Source organism: Variovorax sp. PAMC26660 (assembly GCF_014302995.1).
In the GTDB taxonomy this organism is placed as follows: Bacteria; Pseudomonadota; Gammaproteobacteria; order Burkholderiales; family Burkholderiaceae_C; genus Variovorax.
Genome location: NZ_CP060295.1, coordinates 4898050 through 4919642, shown reverse-complemented (window position 1 = coordinate 4919642; position 21593 = coordinate 4898050). Strand labels below are relative to the sequence as shown.

24 protein-coding genes are annotated in these 21593 nt (G+C 65.1%); 1 reads left to right on the top strand and 23 read right to left on the bottom strand.

Annotated features, from left to right (window positions below):
• Position 1: 1 nt before the first annotated feature.
• The 16 genes from H7F35_RS23235 to H7F35_RS23160 all read right to left on the bottom strand — a co-directional run bounded on the left by H7F35_RS23235 (position 2) and on the right by H7F35_RS23160 (position 14076).
• A complete protein-coding gene (locus tag H7F35_RS23235; protein WP_187108928.1) occupies positions 2 to 1408 on the bottom strand; it encodes a methyltransferase domain-containing protein in 1407 nt (468 codons plus the stop codon).
• Positions 1408 to 2169, bottom strand: coding sequence for a hypothetical protein (locus H7F35_RS23230; protein ID WP_187108927.1), 762 nt, complete (start codon positions 2167 to 2169; stop codon positions 1408 to 1410). The genes H7F35_RS23235 and H7F35_RS23230 overlap by 1 nt, the downstream gene beginning before the upstream one ends.
• Before the next feature lie 82 nt (positions 2170 to 2251).
• Positions 2252 to 2905: a GNAT family N-acetyltransferase gene (locus H7F35_RS23225; RefSeq protein ID WP_187108926.1), complete on the bottom strand. Its 654-nt coding sequence runs from the start codon at positions 2903 to 2905 to the stop codon at positions 2252 to 2254.
• Between the two features lie 101 nt (positions 2906 to 3006).
• Complete coding sequence (locus tag H7F35_RS23220) at positions 3007 to 3678, bottom strand: hypothetical protein (protein ID WP_187108925.1); 672 nt, start codon at positions 3676 to 3678, stop codon at positions 3007 to 3009.
• Entirely contained in the window at positions 3678 to 3833 is a 156-nt protein-coding gene (locus H7F35_RS23215; protein WP_187108924.1) for a hypothetical protein, read from the bottom strand. Before H7F35_RS23215 ends, H7F35_RS23220 begins: the two co-directional genes overlap by 1 nt.
• A gap of 119 nt (positions 3834 to 3952) precedes the next feature.
• Positions 3953 to 5239, bottom strand: coding sequence for a hypothetical protein (locus tag H7F35_RS23210; RefSeq protein WP_187108923.1), 1287 nt, complete (start codon positions 5237 to 5239; stop codon positions 3953 to 3955).
• Positions 5239 to 6930, bottom strand: coding sequence for a hypothetical protein (locus H7F35_RS23205; RefSeq protein ID WP_187108922.1), 1692 nt, complete (start codon positions 6928 to 6930; stop codon positions 5239 to 5241). The genes H7F35_RS23210 and H7F35_RS23205 overlap by 1 nt, the downstream gene beginning before the upstream one ends.
• 3 nt (positions 6931 to 6933) lie before the next feature.
• Positions 6934 to 7470 carry a hypothetical protein gene (locus tag H7F35_RS23200; RefSeq protein ID WP_187108921.1) on the bottom strand — a complete coding sequence of 179 codons (537 nt, stop codon included), beginning with the start codon at positions 7468 to 7470 and terminating at the stop codon, positions 6934 to 6936.
• 9 nt (positions 7471 to 7479) lie between these two features.
• Positions 7480 to 8364, bottom strand: coding sequence for a hypothetical protein (locus H7F35_RS23195; protein ID WP_187108920.1), 885 nt, complete (start codon positions 8362 to 8364; stop codon positions 7480 to 7482).
• A 9-nt stretch (positions 8365 to 8373) separates the two neighbouring features.
• Complete coding sequence (locus H7F35_RS23190) at positions 8374 to 8925, bottom strand: hypothetical protein (RefSeq protein ID WP_187108919.1); 552 nt, start codon at positions 8923 to 8925, stop codon at positions 8374 to 8376.
• Positions 8926 to 8933: 8 nt separating this feature from the next.
• On the bottom strand, positions 8934 to 10469 hold the full coding sequence (locus tag H7F35_RS23185) for a hypothetical protein (RefSeq protein ID WP_187108918.1): 1536 nt from the start codon (positions 10467 to 10469) through the stop codon (positions 8934 to 8936).
• A 13-nt stretch (positions 10470 to 10482) separates the two neighbouring features.
• Positions 10483 to 11043: a hypothetical protein gene (locus H7F35_RS23180; RefSeq protein WP_187108917.1), complete on the bottom strand. Its 561-nt coding sequence runs from the start codon at positions 11041 to 11043 to the stop codon at positions 10483 to 10485.
• The gene (locus H7F35_RS23175) at positions 11040 to 11660 is read right to left on the bottom strand and encodes a DUF6682 family protein (protein WP_187108916.1); all 621 of its coding nucleotides are present in this window, start codon (positions 11658 to 11660) and stop codon (positions 11040 to 11042) included. The genes H7F35_RS23180 and H7F35_RS23175 overlap by 4 nt, the downstream gene beginning before the upstream one ends.
• A gap of 4 nt (positions 11661 to 11664) precedes the next feature.
• Positions 11665 to 12348 carry a hypothetical protein gene (locus H7F35_RS23170; RefSeq protein WP_187108915.1) on the bottom strand — a complete coding sequence of 228 codons (684 nt, stop codon included), beginning with the start codon at positions 12346 to 12348 and terminating at the stop codon, positions 11665 to 11667.
• Positions 12349 to 12431: 83 nt separating this feature from the next.
• On the bottom strand, positions 12432 to 12878 hold the full coding sequence (locus tag H7F35_RS23165) for a hypothetical protein (protein ID WP_187108914.1): 447 nt from the start codon (positions 12876 to 12878) through the stop codon (positions 12432 to 12434).
• A 70-nt stretch (positions 12879 to 12948) separates the two neighbouring features.
• Entirely contained in the window at positions 12949 to 14076 is a 1128-nt protein-coding gene (locus tag H7F35_RS23160; RefSeq protein WP_222621963.1) for a N4-gp56 family major capsid protein, read from the bottom strand.
• A gap of 161 nt (positions 14077 to 14237) precedes the next feature.
• Between H7F35_RS23160 and H7F35_RS23155 the strand changes: the two genes are divergently transcribed.
• Positions 14238 to 14822, top strand: coding sequence for a hypothetical protein (locus H7F35_RS23155; protein WP_187108913.1), 585 nt, complete (start codon positions 14238 to 14240; stop codon positions 14820 to 14822).
• Here the strand turns inward: H7F35_RS23155 and H7F35_RS23150 are convergent.
• The 7 genes from H7F35_RS23150 to H7F35_RS23120 are packed head-to-tail and all read right to left on the bottom strand — an operon-like array spanning position 14803 to position 21497.
• Complete coding sequence (locus H7F35_RS23150) at positions 14803 to 15009, bottom strand: hypothetical protein (protein WP_187108912.1); 207 nt, start codon at positions 15007 to 15009, stop codon at positions 14803 to 14805. The genes H7F35_RS23155 and H7F35_RS23150 overlap by 20 nt on opposite strands.
• Positions 15006 to 15989: a hypothetical protein gene (locus H7F35_RS23145; RefSeq protein ID WP_187108911.1), complete on the bottom strand. Its 984-nt coding sequence runs from the start codon at positions 15987 to 15989 to the stop codon at positions 15006 to 15008. Before H7F35_RS23145 ends, H7F35_RS23150 begins: the two co-directional genes overlap by 4 nt.
• Complete coding sequence (locus H7F35_RS23140) at positions 15986 to 18376, bottom strand: portal protein (protein WP_187108910.1); 2391 nt, start codon at positions 18374 to 18376, stop codon at positions 15986 to 15988. Before H7F35_RS23140 ends, H7F35_RS23145 begins: the two co-directional genes overlap by 4 nt.
• On the bottom strand, positions 18376 to 18864 hold the full coding sequence (locus tag H7F35_RS23135) for a hypothetical protein (RefSeq protein ID WP_187108909.1): 489 nt from the start codon (positions 18862 to 18864) through the stop codon (positions 18376 to 18378). The genes H7F35_RS23140 and H7F35_RS23135 overlap by 1 nt, the downstream gene beginning before the upstream one ends.
• Entirely contained in the window at positions 18861 to 19268 is a 408-nt protein-coding gene (locus H7F35_RS23130; protein ID WP_187108908.1) for a hypothetical protein, read from the bottom strand. Before H7F35_RS23130 ends, H7F35_RS23135 begins: the two co-directional genes overlap by 4 nt.
• Positions 19265 to 20743 carry a terminase large subunit domain-containing protein gene (locus tag H7F35_RS23125; RefSeq protein ID WP_187108907.1) on the bottom strand — a complete coding sequence of 493 codons (1479 nt, stop codon included), beginning with the start codon at positions 20741 to 20743 and terminating at the stop codon, positions 19265 to 19267. Before H7F35_RS23125 ends, H7F35_RS23130 begins: the two co-directional genes overlap by 4 nt.
• On the bottom strand, positions 20736 to 21497 hold the full coding sequence (locus tag H7F35_RS23120; protein WP_187108906.1) for a hypothetical protein: 762 nt from the start codon (positions 21495 to 21497) through the stop codon (positions 20736 to 20738). Before H7F35_RS23120 ends, H7F35_RS23125 begins: the two co-directional genes overlap by 8 nt.
• Positions 21498 to 21593 lie beyond the last annotated feature (96 nt).

Here is a 21593-nt window from a genome sequence, read left to right as displayed (position 1 = left end):
GTCAGGCCTCCAATTCGCTGTTGAGCCAGGCAAGCTGAGTGCCGATGGCGTTCTTGATGTCGGCCATCCGCAGCATCACCATGCGGTGCTGCTCTGGGTGGTGCTGGCGCATGTAGCGTGCGCGGCCCTCGTCCCACCACGCCGTGCATCCCATGCATTCGGGCGCGCGGCGCGTGCCGGCAGCGTAGAAGGCGGCCACGGGCAGCCGCTGCGACTGGAGGTAGTCATCGACTGCGGCGCTGTCCCACGACTGCACCGGGTAGAGGAACTCGAAGCCTTCCGCCTTCGCACCGCTGCGCAGCGGCGGTGTGGCGTATTCGTCGTCGCGCTGGCCGCGCACGATCAGCGTGATGCCGTCCTCGACCATGCGGGCGTGCATCGGCACCATGAGCGCTCTGGCGCAGCATTCGTAGCGGCCGGTGAGGTGGAGTGCGGCGCCGCTGACCAGCCGGCCGAAGTCGGTGTTGTCCACCGGAACTAGGTCGACGGGATACCCATGCGTCTCTCGCACCTGCTGGACATCCGAGACGATGCGCTGCAGCACCACGCCCGCGCGCAGCAGATCGGCCTCGACCTGGGCAACCACGGCGCGCGTTTCCGGGAACTGGTCGCCGGTGTCGAGGTGATAGATCACCATCTGCGCCCACCGGTCGCGCAGCAGGTAGAGCGCGGCCGTGGAGTCGCGCCCACCGCTGAACTGGAACGCGATGCGGCCCGCATGACGCGCCCACACCGCATCCGCCGGAGCAAGCGCAGTGAAGCGCCAGATCGTCGGAATGACGTCGACCATGAGGCTGCCATCGATCCCATCGGCGGCCAGCAGCTCGGCCATGCGATCAACCTGAACGCCGGGCGCGATGGCCACGTCCAGTCGGAAGCCGGCCACCCGAGCCCATGCCTCGATGGCTTCGGGCTCGTGCGCCCGCGCACCGAGCACTGCCTCGAAGCGCTCGTTGACGCCAGCGAGGCGGGCCATGTCGTTGATGAGCAGCACGCCATCGGTCTTCAGCACGCGGCGCGCCTCTGCCAGCGTCTTCGACCAGTCCGGCGAATGGCAGATCGCGAAGCTGAAGATGATCGCGTCGGCCGAACCGTCGGGGACACCGGCCAGGTCGTCGAAGTCGGCAACCAAGCGGTGAAACATTGGCGGGCACAGATCAAGCTGCGCCGCGCTCAGGTTCACCAGCAGAAAATCCAGATCGGGCCGACGCTCGCACATGAGCCGAGCCATCTCGCCCACGCCGCATCCGGCGTCGATCAGCATGGCGTTGGCTGGCGGGTCCAGCACTTCGAGCAGCACATCGACGTGCTCCCGCTCGTCGGCGCCGAACAATGCGCCGTTGAATACCTTGATGCCGCGCGCCAGCACCTCGGGGGTCGCAGCTTCCACCGCGGGGAGGTTCATCATCAGATCACCGCCCCTGCAATCGTCATGACCCCGCCAACACCTTGCTGCAGGTTGGAGTTGGCTCTGGCGGCCGCTGCGTTCTGTGACGAGGCGATGTTTCCGTACTGCTGACCGGAGCCCGCAAGGCCCTGCTGTGCACCAGCGTAAGCAGCGTTCATCCCCGCCACTCCCGCCTGACCCGCAGCAATGCCGGCGCCGCTTGCGGAGTTAGCGGCAGCGCCTGCCTGCAGGCCAAGCGCAGCGCTCGTGCCCTGCGCACTAGCGATGTTCCGGCCAAGGTTGGCCGCATCCATCTTGCGGGCGTAGCCGACAGTCTCGATAGCTTTCGAGGCTTGATTGGCTGCGCCGGCCTTCGCCTTCGCCGCCCCCAAGTCCATGCTCCCCGCCATCGCAACGACCTTGCCGCTCGCAGGGTTCACGCCGGCGCGCTCCATCTCGCGCGCGGTGGCTTCGCGCTGTGCGGAAACCCCGCGCTCGACGTCGGCGGATGCTGATGCTGCAGCCGCCGCGCGGCGCTCCGGTGTGTCGTATTCCTGAGCCTCCTTGACGAGACTCTGCTCCAGCGGCCGGTAGGTCTGGTTGTAGTCGTCCCACGACTGCTGCTGGATCTTGGTCTGCAGCCGCATCTGATCCATGCTCGCCGCAGATGTTTCGCTTGCGACGCGCTGCGCCGCTTCTCGCTCTGGCGCCTCCTGCGCGTACATCTGCTTCGCCCAGTTCAGCTGCTCCTGCGACATCTGAGCCTGCATCATGGCGGTCATGGCTTGGGCCTGACTGTTGGCGCCCCCACCTCCGCCCCCGCCACCCATGGGCGTGAGCTGATAGCCAGCACTGTGCCGGCGCTCAAGCGATGGAATCATCGAAGACCTCCTTGTGCCGCGTGGGCAGATCGGCAACGCAGTCGCCGATGTGGGTCTTCGTAACCCTGGTTGAAACGGGTCGGTAGCCGAGGAAGCGCGCCAGGCGCACAGCTCCGTTATCGAGTCGCGAATGGAAGACGGCTTCGCGCACGCCATAGGAGAACATCGCCTGTTCCGCGTAGCGCCACAGTCGGGCTGCCAGCATGCCGCCGCGGCTCGCAGGCACCACGTAGAACAAGTCATCGGTCGCCATGCATGCGCCGGTGTCGATGTTCCATTCGATGAACAGCCACAGACTCGCAACCAGCTTGGCGGAGTCGGTCTCCCGCGCAGTGAACGTGACATGCGCACCTCGGCGCTGGAGCACCAGCAACCTGCCCCAGTCGGTGTTCGCTGGCCTGCCGGCGTGAACCTCTCGAAGGAAGCTCTGCCGGTGCTCACGCAACGGCTCGCCGGCGGCGTGCAGCGTTTCGCATTGGAGCGTGTGGCCGCGCCACGCCTCGGGCTGAAACTGAGCCGGGTTCACGGTCAAATCCGGCTCGCTGTTCGCCTCTTGCGCAATGGCGCACGCAAGCTCCGGCGTGAGCTGAAGCCCAATCCGCCGTGCCAGCGCCACAGAGAGCAATTCGCGCGTCATCCCAAGGATTGGGCCTACCGCGATATGCCAAAACAAGGGGGGTCGGACTGCGCGTGGGCAGTCCCGAAACGGCTACAACGACCTGGCGGTTTTCTCGCGCATCAGAGGCCCGTCACGTCCATGACCATGTAGTTCGGGTGTGGCGTCGTGCGCGTGCCCATGAAGGGTGGCGCCTGCGTTCGCGCTTCCACGATCCGATAGTCGACGATCACGGTGGGATCGTTTGGCATGTATGCCGTATAGGCCCATCGCTGCACGCTTCCTGGTGCCCCTGGGCCTCCGATCAACATGCCCGCCGCGTTGTTCTGCACGACTGCAATCCTTTTCCCAGGGTAAACATGGGCACCACCATCAATGCCGAGAGGTGACTCGAACACGTCGAGCACCTTGGCGCAGACATCGCCTGAGTCGAAGACCAGAGCGCCAGCCGGATTGAAGACCTGGAGACCGTGGTTCGACGGCGCTGGCGGAGAGGTATCAAATCGCCACCACTCGACAGCAGCTGCAGACTCGGTAAAGAAGCCATATTGGGCGATGCCGGCGGAGGGGACGTATGTGATGAGCGTGCAGCGCGCGGCGCACCGCCAAGCCAACACAGAACTCACGAGGCTGACCCACAGGACGCCGCTGCCCCATATGAGCTGCGGCGGCGGAACTGGAGAAGGCGGCCCAGTCATGAGCACCCCCTTTTCCACGAGCCGCATGTTGCGGTATGTCGAGTCGATCTGAAGAATGCCGCTGTTGTTGAACACTTGGAGGCCAGCTTCAGCCATCAGTAGATCCCATAGTTCACGTAGGCGTCCTGGCACGGTGACCCCTCGGAGCTCCACGCCAGTCGCCCGAGTCCGTCGATGAAGAAGGTGGGGATGAAACGCGCAGTGACGGTGTTCAGCACGTAGGCGGAAAACCAGAGTCGTCCAGGCGGCATGATCACGGCCCCATTTGGTGCGCCGCCCGTGCTGAATGAGCCCACAAAACGCGAAAGCGAATCCGACCCGTCGAAGGCCAACGCCCCGTTGGGCCGCAAAACCTGAAGCCCGTATCCCATTACCAGCGCCCCACACGTACCAGCAGATTGCCGCCAGGCCCGTACACGCGCTCGCCGTTGCCGTCACGCTCAACCCAGCCGCCATCTGGCCATCGAGAAATCAGAAAGCCTATCTCCGCGCTGACGGCACCCAGGTTGGTCACGTTGATCTTGTCGGCCGTGACCGCGCCGGCCGCGAGCTTGGCCGTGGTAACCGTGCCCGAAGGCAGCACGAGCTGCCCATTGGCGCCCAGGTAGAACCCGTTGGTGCCATCGAAGTTGGGCGACGCGATGTAGCTGTTCGTGATGACGATGCCGCCGATCATCCCGCTCGTCGCGTGAATGGCGCCTCGAATGATCGCGTTGCTGGCTTCGATGGTGCCCAGGCCGTCGATCCGCCACCCGACACCGTTGGTGCCGCTCACGAACCCCGTGCTCTGCACGTACTCGCCCACCGCGATGGCGCCCGCCTTGATCTTCGACGCGCTCAGGTTCGCGATTTTGGCGTCATCGATGGCCGCGTTGCCGATCTTGGCGTTGGTGATGGTGCCGTTCATGATGAAGGCGTTCGCCATGTACACCCCGACCGGCACGGTCACGCCGTTGTTGGTGATGGGCGTGGTCACCACGCTGAAGAGGCCCGCGTTGGTGGGCCCAGCCTCGCTGGCGATGTAGAAGAGGTCTGCGCGGATCGCGAACTTCGAGTATGGCGAGTTGGGGTCTTCCGCCGCACCGGTGAGCGCGTCGATCAGCTTCCGTACGTCCTCGCCGGTTCGGACTTCGAGCCCGTTGACACCACCGGCCGGCAGCGAGGTCTGCCCGGCCGCACTCTGCCATTTGATCCACATCCGCCAGGTCGTCGCCGGCGCTGACGGATATGCGAACACCGTGCCGGAGAACTCGGTCAGCGGCAGGGCCTTGTCGAAGGTCGGCAATGGATCGCCGGGCGCTACAACGATGCCGAAGACGAGCGTGCGCCGATGGCCGCCGCCGGTCCTGTACTTCGGCTCGTCGTGGCTGATGAAGACGTTGCTGATGCCGCCTGCGAGATCGAAGCCAGTGGGAATCGGTGGCGGCGCACTGCCTCCGCCGGTGCCGGCGCCTGGGCCCGCAATCGGTGGCGTCAGGCCACCGTTCCAGTTCGGATTGAGGTGAACCACGCCAGCGTCGACAAGATCGCGCACGGTGACGGCACGGTCGAGCTTGTCGCCCTGCCGGCCCAACATGTTCATGATGGCTTCGCGTAGCCGCTGATCGAAGTTGGGCGTGCTCGGCTGTGGGAGGTCTTTGCGCTTGTCGGTCGCCATTACGGGGCCTCCGCCAGTTCCTTCATGCTGGTGGCCACCATCACCCACTGCACGGCCTTCTCGGTTTGCACTTCCACCTGGTGGGCACGCGCCACGAACTTACCGGGGAGCCTGAAGGGCTTGCGGTCGGTGACCACGCGCGTGTGCCGGAGCACCCCCGCCGCGGGCGATGTGAAAAGGGCTGGCGACTCCGCCAGTCGCCCGGCGATGGCCTGAGCATCCAGATCGAGGGCGTCGAACATCACGGTGACGGGGTAGGCCTCGGCCTCGACGCGCGCGGCGACGTAGTTACGGTCCACCGCCGTGAACACCTTGCTGCGAAAGCGCGCGGTCATCAGCGCGGCGCCGAAGTCCCATTTCTTGATCTTCGCGCCGTCGAGCACATAGAGCAGGCCCTGTGACTCATCGAAATACATGGTCTCGAAGCCCTGCTCGAGGAAAAACATGCCCGTCGGGTTTACCGGGTCGATGAAGAAGCCACGGCGCACGCCACCGGCGTCGAGATAGCTGCCGAAGTACGCGCCCTTATAGAACGCGCCCGTGACGCTGGCTGGGTTCATCTCCTTCCACTGGTCTTCCGTGAGGATGTTCGCGGTGAGCACTTTGCCACCCGCCTCACCGAAGTACGCCAGGCCATCGGGCGAGGCCCACACCACACCGTGGCCCACGCCCACGGCGCTGCGCGGTGCGACGCATGCCTGTGACATCTCCAGTGGCTGTTCGTCCAGCGCGTCCGGGCCCGAGCCCGACACGAGCATGGGCTTGCCATTGGTCAAGATCAAGAGCCGCTGGCCGTAGATCCCCAGCGCCACCGCCTTCGAGTTGGGCGTCAGCGTCTCGTAGGCGATGGGCCAAGCGTAGGGTTTGTAGGCGATGCAGTAGCGCACGCTGCCATCCTCCGCGACGATGCCGGCCGCCATGCCGTTCCACATCGCCGTGAGGCAGGTGAGCGACGCTGGCGTCGGGAGCCAGCCATCCGTTGGCAGCACCTCGCCCAATGCGCGGTTGTCGTCGACGGTCGACGTGACCGTCGCAACTTCTTCACGCAGGAAGTAGAACTCGGTGTCGCCCGCCGCGCCTGACTGCGTGCGATAGAAGCGGATGCGGTTGATACCGTAGCTCCCGGCCGGCGGCGCTGCGACGTTCGTGATGTCGAGCTTGTCATCGGTCTTGCAGGTGACCTGCGCCGAGACAGGCGCCGGCGCGCTCTCTTCACCCAATGTGGTCACGTAGGTGTAGGTGTAGTAGCGGATCTCGGTGTCCTTGGCCACGCCCGTGTTCTTGGGCGTGACCAGCAGCGCCTGAGCGGGCGCCGGCACGCCCAGCAGCGCCCAGGCGGTCGGGTAAGGCTTCGCGGCCAGCGCGATCGTGTTGTTGGTCTGCTTCGGCGGCCCGTCGCCGGTGTAGTAGGTGCGCTCTGTCGTGTCGCCGCTGATGAACCCGTGGATGGCGTTCACCGCCGTCGGCCAGGTCAACCAGTAGTTCACGTCGCTCGGTGTGGCGCGGCCCATGCGATAGATCGTCTTCGTGCCCACGGGCACGGTGTAGACCTCAAGCGGGGTGCGCCACGGTCGCAAGTCGCCGCGGCCGGGCTTCTGGTTGAAGGACTCCACCCCGATGGTGTCGGCGAGCAGCTTCGGCTCCAGCGCCTTCACGGCGCCGCTGAAACTGGCCAGTGCGATGCGGCTCATTGCTCAGGCCGCCGACTCGTAGGAGCCCGACACGTTCAACAAATGGTTGTTATTGAAGGGGTTGTCTGTTGCGATAAAAAGCGTGCTCGTTCCACTTTGCACCCAGGACAACGCCCCATACCCGACCTGTCGAGATTCACGGCCGACGCCGTTCCATTCGCGAAGCACACCAATCGTGGCAGCGACATACGGCAGGGGGATGGAAATTGTTCCGCTTGCAGTGCCTACGCTCGTGATGTCTACACTCAGTTGATACTGAACCGTCTTCCCTTGCTTCCGAAGCCGGAGGGCGGCCACCGCAGAGCCCAGAGCGCCAGCGGAAGGCGTTGGGGTCGGCGAAGAGGTGACCCACGGCGTCGGCAGGAAGTCAACGTAGCCGCTCGCATCGGCCGTCAGGATGTCCTGCGAGGTCACTGGCACCCCGACCACCAGAATGCCGCGAGACAGCTTGAAGCCACCCGCCGCATCGGTTTGCAAAACGAAGTTGTTGCCCGGCGTCGCGCTAAGGCCCACTTGATAGAAGTCGTTTTTCAATGCCATGTTCTTCTTTCAGGGCTCGCAAGAGGCGAAAAAGTGGGCCGAGCAAACGGTGCTTGCGGTCGGCGCGGTCGCCGCCTGGAACTGGCCGCCCCGTGGGCTCGTGTTATTGGGGCCAACGTTCGCCACCGCGTAGACGGCGCCGTTGGCTTCGTTGTAGATCGAATCAATCTCGCCACCCGCGTAGCTGTAGAGGTTGAACGTCGTCGGCTTCTTCCACATCCGGCGCGTAAAAACGATGTCGAATTCGACATACGACGAGGTCGAAGACGAGAGGCGCGTGAGCCGCCCCTCGGCGGCAGCAGGCGTGCCAGGAGCGACGCCGACGTAGCTGGTATCAAGGAAATAGCCGAGGTCGTGAACCTCTTCGGCCACGTCCTTGCGGTCGTACTCGTTGACCACCTTTCCCTCTTCGAGCTGCACAAGGCCGAGCGTTCCAACACCGAACTCGATGCTCAAATTCGTGGCGGCGGCAACATTGGTGGCAGCCGCCACGGATGCCGTCGGAGACCCCGCGCCGATCTTCCCCAGGCTGGTGCCGAGCCACGACATCACGTAGTTCCCGCCCACCACGTTCTCGCCGATGATGACTTGAACGAGCGAGCCCACCGTGATGTTGATGGTGGTGTCGAGCCCTGTGGTCGAGAAGGTGAAAGTGCAGCCGGCCGCGCCGGCCTTCCACATATCGAAGCCGTAGGCGCCGGCGCCCAGCACCACGGTACCGGTCTTCTTGCGCGTGTTCCTGCAGAAGTTGCTGTTCAACGCGCGATTTCGTCGACTGCGCCGGTTGAGTCCCGGCAGCACGAGCTTGCCACCGGCATCGATCTTCAGGACTACGGTGCCGTCCTCGTTGAGGATCGAGCCGCCTACAGCATCCGACTGAAGTTTGAGGGTCATGTCGATCCTTTAGAGCTTCACGCACGCCAGGCCGGCCAGGCTTACTGGCGCGGTCTCGGCAGCACCAACCGCCTCAGACAGCTTGTTGCGGCCAACATTGGGGGCGTATTCCGCCGAGCCACCCACGGAAAAAGTGCCCGGCCCGGCGATACCGTGATCGTGCGAGCGGAATGTGTCGGCATAGGCCGTGCCGTTGACGAATGTCAACGTGTTGATGGTTCCCGCCGCGCGCAGGAAGCGCCCCGCGATGTTGAACACGCTCAAGCGCTTGCCGGCAAGCCAGTCGGCCTGCGCGCTGGCGCCGCGTGTCGAAGCGCCGCCCGCGTTCGTGAAGATGGGCAACTGCGCGTCGGTATACCTCCACCACTCGGTGAACAGGGCAAGCGTGTCGGCATTCGCGCGCGCTGCGCCGCTGCCGACGTTGCCGATGGTCGCCACGGTGCCGTTTGCCGCTATCCACCCTGGCGGGACGGTCGTTCGCAAGAAGATGTGCGGCATGCCGGTCGGCACGGTATTCGTGGCGCCGATGATTTCGCCGTTGCCGTCGATTTTTACGGACATATCGCTCCTTAGACGATGGTGAGCGTTGAGCCCGCAGAGATTTCAAGGACCGCACCTGGCGCGATGGTGAGCGGCCCGAATACCCCCTCGTTGGTCCCCGCAGCAACGGTATGGTCGGCCGTCATCACGGCATCGCTCACGTAGAAGATGGCGTCTGTGCCACCGCCCGAGGCGCCGCCAAGCGAACCCCAAGCTGCGCCGGTATTGCCTTCCCATCGGCCAAGCGATGAGTTGAAGCGCAGTTTTCCCGCCCCGTTCACTGGCCGCTGTGCAGTGGTGCCGACCGGAATGTTGGCCGCCCCCGTCGCCATGTCTTTCGTTACGGTCGTCGCGGCGTCTGCCTTCAACCCCACGGCCGCAATGAGGTCCGTGACCTGCTTCTGCAGTTTCCCCAATGCCGACACCACCGTGTCGGAAGCCGTGATGGCTGCGTTGGCGACGAGGCTCAGGCCGGCCAGCACCGTGTCACGGACGCGCGCAGCCGTGAAGTAAAGGTTGCCGCTCCCTTCGATCAGCGCATCGGTGGTGCCAGGCGAAGGATTGATTTCGGCGTAGGTTGTTCCGGCCCATCGGTACTGCCGCGTTGGGTTCGCAGGCGTCGCATCGTTCACCGCAAGGTAGATGCGCTCCTTCACGCCGACAGCGGGAAAGTCGGCCCGCGTCGGAAACTCGTCCATGTTGTCGACACTGCTCGGAAGCTGCGAAGCAGGGATCAAGCCTCCCACCAGATCGGCCTTCTTGGCAAGAAGATCCGTCGCGGCTGTGATGTCGAGCTTCAGATTGAGCGCGTCCCGCGTGGGCGTGCTGACAACCTTGTCGATGTCAGCCGTGTTCTGGACATTCCCGATGTTCAGCGCCGTGCGCGCCTGCGCCTGCGTGATGATGCCGAACAGGCCGATCCACGAGTAGACCGGACCATCCGCAATGCTGGCGGCCGACTCTGCAGCTTTGAGGGCGTGGTACTTGGCGCTGTATTCGCCGCCCTCGACCGGCATGCCAAGTTGGATGGCCCAGGCTTGAGCGCGATTTCTCGAGGCCAGTGCACTCGTCTCGCTCGTGGCCGCATTGGCCATGCTCGCGGCCGCGTTCGTCTCGCTGTTGGCGGCGTTAGTCGCCGAAATGCCGGCCTCGCCGGCCTTCGTGATCGCGACGTCGCGCGCGGCCTGCGCAGCAGTCAAGGCCGCCAACACCTGGCCAATGATGAGGGAACCGTCGTTCAGGCCGTCGTAGGGTGGCAGCTCCGCGATGTCGCTGAGTTCCGCTGCTGGTGCGCTTGGCACCACGCAGAAGGTTTTGAGCGACTTGCCGAGTGCCAGGATTGTGACCGCGTAGTTCGACTCCACGGCCCCAAGCTGGTTGGGCCAGAGGTTCAGGATGCACTCGCCGTTCACGTCGGTGACGCCTTGCACCAGATGCGGCACCACGTAGCCTTGATACACCTCGTAGCTCGACAGACGTGCACTGACCTTGGCCCCTTCGACGGGCTGGCCACCTACCGAATCGCGCACGACGGCCCGGACGGCGCAAGTTGGGATGTTGCTCATGGTCGGGATCTCGCTAGAAGAAGCTGGGTTCGGTGCGCTGCCGCGTGGCGGCATTGCCCTTCCAGAGCTGGAAAACGATGTCGTCGCACTTGGCCTCGAAGCGGCCCTGCTTCGCCGCATCGCCGGTGATGCCTGCCACCGCGCCAAGCGCGATGACCGTGACGTAGCGAGCGAACACCACGTCATCGATACCCTTGGCGCCCTCCCCTGGCTTCACGCTGCAAGTGAGCACGAGGCTCTGGCCATCGGTCGACCGCTGCGAGAAGCGCAACGTTCGGCCATCGGGCGTGAAGACATACCGGCCGGAGGCCTTGGCGTCACGCCTCCACACGGCGAACGGGTGACCATCAAGGCTGGCGCTCTCGATGCGCACAAGCTCTGTGCCGGCTGGCAACTCCATGTCGTACTCGGTCGCGTCGGCCGATGTGATCGTCGGGTCAAACTCCACCACCCACGCGCGCGTGCGCTGGCAAAACTCCTGTGCCGCGCGCAGGATGGCGTGCTCGAGCACCGGCTCGGGCGTGGTGGGCGCCGACGGGCGCACATCGCGGAGGAAGGCATTCCAGAGCTTCATTTGCGCGCGGGCCGGGTGGCCTGGTCAGATTGGGTCTTGCCGGTCAGGGCCTGCATGAACGTCGAAATGGCGTTCGCTGCGTTGCCGGCGTCGCCAGGGTTGTCGCTGTCCTGCGCCCAAGCGCGGTAGCACACGAAGTCGATCAGCGGCCCCTCGTAGATGGCATCGAGATCGATCGCGCTGTCCACGTCGGCGCAGTCGGTGGGGATGGCCGCATACAGCAGCCGCACTTTCGCCCCGGCCGCCGCTGGCGGAAACACCTCGAAGGACTTGGGATCGCTCTCGTCGAAGGTGTAGTGCTTGGTGGTCGCACTGGGAGCCGACGTGTACCAGTCCGGGTCGTAGGAGCTGAGCTGGTCGCGGCTGATGAGCGTCACCGCGCGGCCCGAGGTGTTGCGGATGACGTCCAGCAGCTTGGTGCCATTGGCAGGGATGACCTGCTCGACACCGAGGGCCAGCGGGTGATCTACCTTCGTGGCCTTCGCATCGGGTCGCACTGCGACGATCTGGAGCTGCGCGCTGTTGAGCCAGCCGAGCAGATCCGGGTCCGACCAGCGCACCGCATCGGGGTCGCTCAGGAGGAAACGCGCTTTGCGGAGGATCTGCTTGGCGAGCATGGGATCAGGCCTTGGTCAGTGCCTGCACGACCATCAGCCGCAGGTCGGCGACTTTCGTGCTGTTGCCGCTGGGCAGCTCCACGCCGTTCTGCGCGGCGAAGGCGCGCACGTCCTTCGCCGACATGGCGCCCACATCGACCGTGGTGCCGTCTTCAGCTTTCAGCACCAACGAAATGGCCGGCACCGGCGTTGCGGCGCCTTCAGGCGTCGCGGCGGGGGCAGCGGCTTGCACCTGCAGGTCGATCTCGGCCTCGATCAGCGTGTCGCGGTCTTCCACGTCGTTGAGGTTCCATTCCTCGACGTCGAGCCCGCTGCGCGCCTGGGCGGCAGCCAGAATCTCGGCGATGGTCACGGTCTTGCCTTCTGCGATCTCGAAGGTGAGCGGGAAAGCGTCGGAGCTGTGGCCCTTCGGCACTTCGGGCTCCGGGTCGGGCTCGACCGAAATTGGCGCGACTGGGGCGGGCGCCGGCGCGGGGGTGGCAACAGGAGCCGCTGCAGCAACCACAGCATCGGCGGTGCTCGGGTGGTACTCGCGGTAGGCCTCCTTGATGGAGAGCAGCCGCTCGGCTGCCCTCGCGTCCGTTACCTCGGCGACGGCATGGCCGACGGCATTGAGCTTGAACAGCACATCGATGCCGAAGAGGTTGACGGGCGTTTCGGTGCTGCGGGTGAAGGCGTGGATATGCATCTTGCTTCCTTGAATGAGGGAAAGAGAACGAAAAAGGGGGCCACACCGCTGCGGCCCCCTGCACACAAACCGGGGTGGCGCGATCAGCTCTTGACGTGGAAGATGGCGAGCAGGGACTTCCCCGCGCCGGCGTACGTGGCGAATGCGGCGGTCACCTTGAGCGACACCTTGCGAGCGGTGTTGCGGTCGGAAGCCAGCTGGGCGGCAACGGTGCAGCGCGACACCGACCCGGTAGCAGTACGGCCGGCGGTCAGGCCGGTCTCGTAGACCACTGCGAGGTCGGTGCCCGCTGCATTCTCGGAACCGATGGAGTAGGTGTTGGTCGGCGCAGCATTCGAGTCGAGCTGCGGCGCGAAGATGTCGTAGTCGACGAGATCCACGCCGGGCGGCAGCTCGATGAGCGAAAGCAGATCGTTCACAGCCAGTGCGGCCGGAAGCACGATGGCCACGGACACCTGAATGACGGTGGCGTCGTAGGGTTGCGGGACCGACCGTTTGCCGGTCATCACGTCGGAAAGAATCTTTGCCATTTCGGGCTCCTGAATGAGGGGATGGGCGGAAAGCCTTGAGCAACGCCCCGGCTTGCACCGGGGCATCAGGTCAGGGGGCGTTCGGGTCGGCGTTGTAGGTGTCCATCGCGATGACACCGAAGTCGCGAACGGTCTGGCCGTCCTTGGACTTGTAGGTGGACTTCTTCACGCCCATGATTGCGTGCGTGCCGATGGCGACGCTGTTGCCGTGGTCCTTCGTTTCCTCGGTCCAGCGGAAGCGCGTGCCGGTTTCGTTGTCGCCGTAGGCAACCAACGCGGCCTGCGAGCCCAGGAACAGCGCACGTGCGGCCGGCAGGTTCGCGCCCGCGCCGTAGTCGTTGAAGCGAATCACGTTGCGGTGCTTGTGCAGCACCACGTCGTTGTACATGCCCATCGCGCCGGTGAAGATCGGGTTCTTCGCGCCTTCAGCAGCAGCCGCAGCCTTCTGGATGTCGAGCCAGCCGCCGGTGCCCGCGTCTTGGCGCATGGCGTCGGCCTGGTAGGTGTGCATCAGCGCGATGTAGTGGTCGCCGCCATCGATGGACACAGGGATCATCGAGAGTTCATCGGTACCGTCGCCACCCATCGTCTCGGCCTTGGCCACCGCCTTGTCGATCAGCCGCAGCTTGAACGTGTCGGTCGCGGCCAGCGATGCCTTCGAGGTCGCCGCGCCGGCGTACATCATGTGCATCGAGTCAGGCGCGGTCAGCGAGTTGATGTCGAACATCGGGTTCGCCGCGCTCCACAGCATGCCGCCCCCGGTGCCACGCGTGCCCGACAGGTAGATGAAGTACAGCTCGTCCATCAGGCGCTTCCACCAGTCGGTGCTGGCGCGCTTGGCGTCCTGGCGAAGGTTGCGCAGGGTGCGCTTCTTCGTCATGCGCGAGCCGAGGTCCGCGCCACCGCGCACCTGGTCGATGCGCAGGCGGTCGGTGAAGTACTTGAGCTTTTGCTCCTTGCCGTCGAGCGTCTCGTCGCCGATCAGCGGCTCCATGCTCAGGGGCATGAGCAGGTCGACGGTTACTTCGTCGCCAGCGCCGGATTCGAGGTCATCGATGCGCTGGATGGGGAGGCGAGCGTCTTTGCCCTCGCCGACGAATTTCTTTGCCCAGTAGGACGCCTTGTTGATGGCCACAGCCATCAGCGATGCCCACTTTTTGACCGCTTGAGGGTCGTTGACACCGATCAGGGTACGCACAGTACACGCTCCTTTGCCGACTTCGGCGAGGTAGCGCGTCTTGCGCAGAAAACCGGGAATAGCCCCCGGCGGCGGTGATCGCGCTCCCGACGTGATGCGTCTGCGGGATCAGTGGTTAGTAGCCTATAACCTAAAACTCAAAAAACAACACCCCTCCTCCCATGCCGTTTCTCATCGATAAGGCCGACAAGCCAAATTTCCTCCGTCTCACAAAGCACGAGGCCGGTCACTACATCGTGGCAAAAGCCCTTGGCTTCAGCGTCAAGACCATCTTTCTGGAAATGCGCAATCCTCACGGGCACCATAGCGGTGGAAGCGAACTGGATCTTTGGATGCCCGTGGCGGGGCAGCAGCAGACAGAGGACTATCTGGCAAAGCGAATCGCGATCCTGCTGGCGGGAGCGGTGGGAGAAGCGTGGATAGACGGAGAGGTGAAGCAAGACGCCTTTGCGGCATGCTTGCAAGTCAACGGCGCACAAGACCGGCTCAAAACACACGAGCTGCTTCAGCTCCTGCGAAATCTTCGGCACCCAGGAACTACGGTCGAGGCGCAAACCGAAAAGGAGCTGGCCGATCTAGAAACCCAATGCATCAACATTGCTGTAGACGAGATCCGCAAGCACCAAGCGGCGTTCGACGAACTCGCGCAAAGCTTGCTCGCCCGCCTGACGACCTATGGCATTCGCGAAACCATGACCAAGGGCGATGTTGACGCACTGCCAGCGATCAAGGCGTGCTTCCCCTAATCGCACTCTCTGCGCCGTCGTTCGCTGCGACGCGCGGCTTGTCCACCACCACCGTCTCGCCAAGGGTCAGCCGCAGGCGCGCCGTGCGCCCGGATTTTTCCTCCAGCTCGACCTTGATGCGGCCCTGGTCGAAGGACAGGCTCTCGCCCACCCGCAGCATGCGGATCAATGTGGTGGAGCTGGTCATACGCCGAGATACCTTTCCTGTTGGTCGGGGGTGAGCTTCGCAAGCTCGCGTTCCAGCGCGGCCGGATTGCTGATGCCGTCGAGGTGAGCAAACTCCGTGGTGATGGCCGCGTCCGATGCTGCTGGCACACCGGCCAGCGTCACGCCGAGCTTCGAGCGATCGGGCGCGGGCCGTTCTTTCGCTGCGGCCGGAGCAGCTGCGGCAGCCGGTGCAGGCGCAGGTGCCGCTGCAGCCGGCGCCGCCTTGCCATGCCGGCGGAACATCAAGGCCTGCGCTTCAGCAAGGGCGAATTTCGATGCGGCCAAGTTGCCCGGCAGATCCTGCAAGCCCTGCTCGGCGGCGTCGCCCGCGAACATGCGCACCGCACGGTCGAACTCAGCGCCGATCTTCGCGTCCTTGTAGTCGAGGCCCACGGCCTTGGCTTCCTTCATCGTGGCCTTCAAGTCCACGTCGTAGCTGGCCAGCATCTGCCGCTGCACGATGGCGTCACTCGCGCGGTCGGTGGCCTGGGCCACCAGCAGATCATCCAGCTTCGCCCGAACCTCGTTCTTCACCTTGGAGTGCTCTTCCTGGGTGATCTCGCCGTCCAGCAGCTTCTGCATGGACTCGTCCTCCTTGGCGTTCAGCGTCTTGCGCTGGTCGTCGATGTCGGCAGGCGTGGCGCGCGCGGGCTGGGCCGGCGGCGTGTCGTCTTCTTCATCGGCTGCTGGTGCCGGCGGCGCGGCGGCTGGTGCTGGCGCAGCAGCAGGGGCGGCGGCCGGCGCAGGAGCTGCAGCAGCGACGCCGGCTTCGTCGTCTTCCTCGCCCTCACCACCCTTCGGGTGCTCGAGGTCGCGCGCACTCGGCGCGGCAGGTGCGGCAGCAGGCGCCGCGGCGCCGCCGAGCTGTAGCGCGATCTCGCCGTCCTCGTCGGGGTCGTTCATGAGGGCTTCGCGTTCGACGGCGCTCAGGCCGCGAAGGTCATCTTCGGAAATGGTCATTGCATGGGCTCCTGGGGTAGGTTGGAAACGGAGGGATCAACGGGCGGCGCAACGTTGTCGGCGCCATCGGGGGTTTGGATGCCGGCCTGCATGCCTTCCAGCGGGCCGGGGGCGGTGTCGGCAACGCTGGGTGGCGCGGGAACGGAGGGGGCGATTGGCGGGGTGTTCGCGGCCACAGCTGCAGCCATCGCCGTTGGCGCGGGCACGCCGCCCGGGTTCTCGTCACGCAGCCCGGCGGATTTGGCGATCTCGTCGGCCGCCGGCGTCACGCCCGGCACCGTGGCCACGATCTGGGCTGCCTGCAGCGCCGAGTACATGGTCTCGACCTTCTGCAAAGTGCCCTCGGTGTCCAGCTTCGCGATCTGCGCGCGGACCAGATCCACCTTGGTCTGGATCTCCGACAGCGCGGCCTTGGCCGTATCGGTGGCAAGTTGCTCTTGCTCCTGCTGCTTGGCGATGGTGGCCTGCTCGACCTGTTGCTCTTCTGGCGTCATCGGCTTGCTCGGGTCGCGCTGGCCGGTGAGCTTGCGGATGCGCGCAACCCATTCGTCCTTGTCCTTGAGGTCCGCGGACTCCACCACCAGGTCGAGCACGTTGAGCACCACCTGGGGCGCGAACACCGCGATCTTTCCGAGCAGGTCGAACATCTGTTCCAGCGCGGACTGGGCCAGCGAGGCGCGGTAGTCCTGCGTGTCCACGATGAAGTCGGCTTCGCGGGCCGTGACGTCGTTCAGCATCTCGCCGGTGGCCGGGTCGATGGTGTTCACCTTCAGCCACTCGATGGGCTTGCGGCCACCGACGATGCGGATAGCCTTCGGCTCGGTCCAGAACTGCTCGATGTGAGAGAGGCGCAGCTTGCCGGCCTGGCGAATGGCCAGCAGATAGTTGTCGAACAGCTCCGACGTGGTGAGCGAGCCCTGATCCTGCTTGCGCTCGATGGCGATGCCGCTCTGCGCGGATGTGTTGCGGCCCAGGTTCTCGTTGGTCACGCCGCCGGCATTGCGCAGCAGCTCGCTGTCTTGCGCGGCCAGTTCAAGGTTGCCCTGGAAGTCGGCCATCGGTTTCTCGAAGCGGACCTCCCGGCCGATGTTCTTCACCAGCACCATGTCCGGGCGTGCGGCTTCCTTGCGGGCCTCTTCGATGTCGTCGACGGCGCCCTTTTCCATCACCATGCGGTTGGACGACAGGGCGAACAGCGCCTTGCTGCGCCGCTTGTTCATGTCGTCCTGAATGTCCCGCATGCCGCGCATGGCGCCGTAGGCCATGCCGTCGCGCGCACGGCGGTAGCCGTAGATCGGGGTCAGCAGGAAGCGGCCGTGGCGGTACGGGCTCGCCATGTCCTCCATCGGGGCCTGCTTCGTGGCGATCTGCAGCCGCATGCGCAGCTTCACGGCCTCGTACATCGGCACGCGCTCGACAAGCGCCTGCGCGTGCGTCGGGTCTTGAGGGTTGACGATCTTCCCCTGCATGGCGGAAGCGGCGAACACCTTCACGCGCTCGGGCACGCGGTACCAGCACTCCAGCAGCTCGACCGACTGCCGGCGGCTCGTGTCGCGGTACCCGTTGCGGCTCATGTAGGCCGCGCGCTCGCCGAAGCCAGCGAGGCTGTTCATCGTCCACTCGGTCTCGCTGGCGCCGGTGAGCTTCTGGCCCAGGTACCAGATGCCATCGCCCTCTTCGTCGGCATCGTGGCGGCCCGACATCGCACGCAGGTGCGCGGCGTGGCCGGGCAGCAGCGCAATCGCATAGTCGAGGTCGATCACGCGGCGGCGGAACAGGTAGCGGGCATCGACGTTCATGTCGAGGTTGCGCGAGTGGCTGTCGCGGTACACGTTGCGCCAGTCCTCCATGCCCGAGTAGATGATCTCCTGCTCGGGGTCGGGGTTCACGCCCTCTTCGATCCACGATAGGCCTGCGGTGGCCGCCTGCTTGAAGGCCTTCGAGCGGTGCCACTGCGTGAGGTTCACGTCGTCGAGGTACTTCACGATCTTGGTCTTCAGCTCGGCGCCCTGCTCGTCGTCGGGCTCGCGCGGCAGGATCTTGTAGTCCTTGCGCATGCGCTTCTCGGTGCCGCTGATCCAGTCGATGGACTGGCGGGATTCGTTGAACACCAGCGGCGCCTGGCCGCGCTCCATCAGCTCGCGGGCATCGTCCGGCCGCCATTGCAGGTGGTCGTAGTAGTCCTCATCGATCTGCATCTGGATGCGCTCTTCGGCCTGGCGCTCGGCCTCGTACTCCAACAAGTCCATGAGGACGTGGTGCCGGTGCTTGGTCACCTCGTTCGCGGACGCATCGCCTGGTTTGTCCGGGCCACTGAGTTCGCGCGTGGTGGTATCGGCCGCGAGGTCGGGCGGCGCGTTGGTGGTGGCAGCAGCTACGTCGAACATCAGATCACCTCGCTATGCAGGGTCTTGCCGCCGGCCCGGGCTGTGACCTCGATGCCCATGCGGTGCCGCTGCACTTCGAGTGCATTGGGCTGGTCGGTGGGCATGCGGATCAGGTCGGGCATGGCCTCGACAACCAGGTCCATCATTCGGTGCTGCGCGGCCTTGTCGTTGCGGTCGAAGCCCAGCGTCTCGCAGGCATCGGCCACGCCTCGGAAGAAGTGGAAGGTCGGCTTGCCCTCTCGCGCACCGTAGAGGTAGGCGTAGCGCTGCGGGATGACGTGCGCGGCGGTGTTGAGGCGCCGGAACGCATGGAACAGCACCATGCAGGGGATGGGGCCGTCTTCGGGGAAAGCGGGGTCCTGGGCCTGCAGGTCGAGCCATTGCAGGCTGCACACGATCTCGCCCTTGGTGTACTGGCGCCATGCGCGCTCGCCCCCGAGTTCGACCATCGGTGTGCCGCGTGGGCCAAGCAGTGAAAAGTCCGTCATGCGGGCTCCTTGGTGGTGTTGGTGATGGGATCGCGCGCGCCGAACATCAGCACGCCGCAACTGATGGCCAGCAATCGACGTCCGGGTTTAAGCGCACGAGCGAATCGCTCGGCTCTCTCGCGGTCGGCTTGGTGTGGAAGCCAATCCAGACCATTCGCGGATGCGGTCGACGCCATCAGGTCGCCGAATTCAGCACCTCGAAGCTCCACTGCGAAAACCTCAGCGCCTTCGCCATCGACGCCCAGGCAAAGCAGACGGTCGAGGAAGGCGTGCAGCGGGAACGCCGCCCCGTAGGCGCGCAAATCCTTGCGCTCTTCCTCGGCCTTGAGCCACCAGTACTTCGCGGCCGATACCCGAAGCAAGCAGTCGTCGCGGGTGGGGTGCGGGATGCTGTAGAAGGTCATGCGGTTCTCCATGAGCCCGAGCGGGCGCGCGAGGTCGGGCGTGGTCGCACAGTGGCGAGGCCAAGCCCGGTTTTCACGAAGTAGCGGGTGGCATCCATCAAGTGGTCCTTCTCCTTGACGATCCGGCCCTTGTCGTCGCGCCGGTAGATGCGGTACTCGTCGACCCAGTTGCGGCACGAGGCGAAGACCTTGAGGCGGCCGGTGGACATGCGCTCCCACACGTCGTACAGGCCCGACTCCACGCCGTTGTCAGCCATCGCGAGCTGCAGGCCCAGGTCGATGTAGCTCTGAAGCAGTTGCTCGCCGTCCTTCTGGCTGCGGCCACGGCTGGCTGGATCGATCGCACCCTGCATCCAGTCGCCGCGCGCCTTCACGGCGGCGGCGTGCACGCTGGGCTCGGCTTGGCCGCGGTAGTGCTCGCTGTAGAGGTAGGCGGTGTCGGTCTCGCGGTTCAGCGCGCCCCAGATGACGGCCGTGCGGTTCCAACCCACGTCCATGCCGTAGCCGCGCGGCCAGTGATCGGGGATCGCGAAGTCGGGGATCACGATGTCGGTCTCGGGCACCGGATAGATGGCACCCGAACCCAGCGCAGGGATGCCCTTCGTGCGGGCATCGCGCTGGTGCGGCATCAGCTTCGAGAGCAGCTTTGCCTTCGCGATCTCGGAGAGGTGGGGGACGTCATCCCAGCCGCACTGGATCACGTCGCGGCTCAGGACCGGCTTGTCCGGGTCATTGCTGGTCAGCGCCTGCACCAACGTCGTCAGGCCGTTGAGCGGCGTGAACGTCAGCATGCTGATGCCGCCCGTCGTCAGCAGGCGCACCTGGCCTTCTTCGTAGACGTCCTCCGGGCATTCCTCGTCGGGCCAGAACACATCGAGCTCAAAGCCCTGGAAGATCTTGCGGCCCTGCTCATAGCTGCGCAGCCAGAGTTCGCTGTCCTGCCCGCTGACGTGCCGAACGGTGATCTTCTCGACCGCGCCTGGCACGCCCATGCGCTTCGTCCAGTTCACGATGCAGTCGCCCGGGATCAAACCGGTGCCGTACAACGTCTCGTCGGTCGTGCCGCCGAGCATCTTGTCTTGGATGATGTCCCGGGTCGTGACCGTTGTGTCGCCGCTGGCCAGCGCACGGATGGCGCGCTTGAAGCGGCGCCCCTGCCACCAGTCTGGGTACTGACCCGTCAGGTGGTATGTCAGCTCGGTGCCGGCCGCGACGGTCTTCCCGACCCGGTTGCCGGCCATGAAGACGCGCTCGTCGTTGATCGCGCCCGACAGGAAGAACTCGAGGTGGCGCGGGTACAGCTCGCGCCGCAATGGCCCCGTGTCGGGGAACATCGTTCCGATCAGCCGCGTGCGACGCCGGCGCTCCAGCTCGTCGATCAGGCCGGTCAGTTCCAGGCGCTGCTCGTGAGACAGCGTGGTGAGGTCGAACACCGGCGAGACCGGCGTGCTCTGTGGTGCGGCAAGCTCAAGCATCGTCGCTCGCCCCCTCCTGCCTCGGCGTGATCGCGGGCAGCTTCACGCCCAACGATGCAAGGCGATCCAGCAACTGGGTGTCGGTGAGCGTCTTGTGGTTCACCGTGCCGCCCAGCTCCAGCTTCTCGCCGTAGGTGCGTGGCTTCAACTTCGAGGCTGCCCATTTCCGAGCATCCACGCGCAGCTTGTTGCGCTGCACGGCCGTCGGGTTCAGCTCCAGTACGGTCTGCCCATTCGCCAGCGTCTTCGTGACCAACTCGACTTCATCGCTGATGGCAATGATCTCGTCGGCCAGAACGTCGGCCCGGTCTTCCCTCGCACGCGCGTACATCTCGGAACGGTGCGAGTCAACGTTGATCCAGGTGAGCATCGTGGTGTACGGGATTCCCCGTTCGGTCACGAACTGCGCAAGGTGCCCCCCTGCTGCGATGAACCCGATGAACTCGTCGAACGACGCGGGCATGCCGGCCTTGAACGCTCCCCACGGGGTCAGGGGCTCAGGCTGCGGAATCACCATCAACGCGCGGGATGGCGCCGGTTGGGTGATCTCCGCAGGCCCGCCAGCCCCCTTGGTCGGGGTTGCAGGTTCAGGAGAAGCGATGCGCCACTTCGATGCGGCAGGGACCTTGGGAGCTGCTGCCGCCTTCTTGCGGGGCGCCTTCTTCGCGGGGGTTGTCTTCTTGGGGGTCGGCTTCGCCTTGGCCTTCGTGGGCTTGGCGGCGTTTTGAGCAGGCGACGGTTTCTTCGAGGGCAAGAAAAGCCCGCCGGGGATTAGCCGGCGGGTGAAGGTGGCCGGAACTTCCCAGAACAAGCCACGGAGACAACAAGCAGCGGGGAGTTAGCCCGCGCC

Coding starts and splice junctions, on each gene's coding strand:
- H7F35_RS23235 (WP_187108928.1), bottom strand. CDS start 1,408: ATGATGAACCTCCCCGCGGTGGAAGCTGCGACCCCCGAGGTGCTGGCG.
- H7F35_RS23230 (WP_187108927.1), bottom strand. CDS start 2,169: ATGACCGCCATGATGCAGGCTCAGATGTCGCAGGAGCAGCTGAACTGG.
- H7F35_RS23225 (WP_187108926.1), bottom strand. CDS start 2,905: ATGACGCGCGAATTGCTCTCTGTGGCGCTGGCACGGCGGATTGGGCTT.
- H7F35_RS23220 (WP_187108925.1), bottom strand. CDS start 3,678: ATGGCTGAAGCTGGCCTCCAAGTGTTCAACAACAGCGGCATTCTTCAG.
- H7F35_RS23215 (WP_187108924.1), bottom strand. CDS start 3,833: ATGCCGCCTGGACGACTCTGGTTTTCCGCCTACGTGCTGAACACCGTC.
- H7F35_RS23210 (WP_187108923.1), bottom strand. CDS start 5,239: ATGGCGACCGACAAGCGCAAAGACCTCCCACAGCCGAGCACGCCCAAC.
- H7F35_RS23205 (WP_187108922.1), bottom strand. CDS start 6,930: ATGAGCCGCATCGCACTGGCCAGTTTCAGCGGCGCCGTGAAGGCGCTG.
- H7F35_RS23200 (WP_187108921.1), bottom strand. CDS start 7,470: ATGGCATTGAAAAACGACTTCTATCAAGTGGGCCTTAGCGCGACGCCG.
- H7F35_RS23195 (WP_187108920.1), bottom strand. CDS start 8,364: ATGACCCTCAAACTTCAGTCGGATGCTGTAGGCGGCTCGATCCTCAAC.
- H7F35_RS23190 (WP_187108919.1), bottom strand. CDS start 8,925: ATGTCCGTAAAAATCGACGGCAACGGCGAAATCATCGGCGCCACGAAT.
- H7F35_RS23185 (WP_187108918.1), bottom strand. CDS start 10,469: ATGAGCAACATCCCAACTTGCGCCGTCCGGGCCGTCGTGCGCGATTCG.
- H7F35_RS23180 (WP_187108917.1), bottom strand. CDS start 11,043: ATGAAGCTCTGGAATGCCTTCCTCCGCGATGTGCGCCCGTCGGCGCCC.
- H7F35_RS23175 (WP_187108916.1), bottom strand. CDS start 11,660: ATGCTCGCCAAGCAGATCCTCCGCAAAGCGCGTTTCCTCCTGAGCGAC.
- H7F35_RS23170 (WP_187108915.1), bottom strand. CDS start 12,348: ATGCATATCCACGCCTTCACCCGCAGCACCGAAACGCCCGTCAACCTC.
- H7F35_RS23165 (WP_187108914.1), bottom strand. CDS start 12,878: ATGGCAAAGATTCTTTCCGACGTGATGACCGGCAAACGGTCGGTCCCG.
- H7F35_RS23155 (WP_187108913.1), top strand. CDS start 14,238: ATGCCGTTTCTCATCGATAAGGCCGACAAGCCAAATTTCCTCCGTCTC.
- H7F35_RS23150 (WP_187108912.1), bottom strand. CDS start 15,009: ATGACCAGCTCCACCACATTGATCCGCATGCTGCGGGTGGGCGAGAGC.
- H7F35_RS23145 (WP_187108911.1), bottom strand. CDS start 15,989: ATGACCATTTCCGAAGATGACCTTCGCGGCCTGAGCGCCGTCGAACGC.
- H7F35_RS23140 (WP_187108910.1), bottom strand. CDS start 18,376: ATGTTCGACGTAGCTGCTGCCACCACCAACGCGCCGCCCGACCTCGCG.
- H7F35_RS23135 (WP_187108909.1), bottom strand. CDS start 18,864: ATGACGGACTTTTCACTGCTTGGCCCACGCGGCACACCGATGGTCGAA.
- H7F35_RS23130 (WP_187108908.1), bottom strand. CDS start 19,268: ATGACCTTCTACAGCATCCCGCACCCCACCCGCGACGACTGCTTGCTT.
- H7F35_RS23125 (WP_187108907.1), bottom strand. CDS start 20,743: ATGCTTGAGCTTGCCGCACCACAGAGCACGCCGGTCTCGCCGGTGTTC.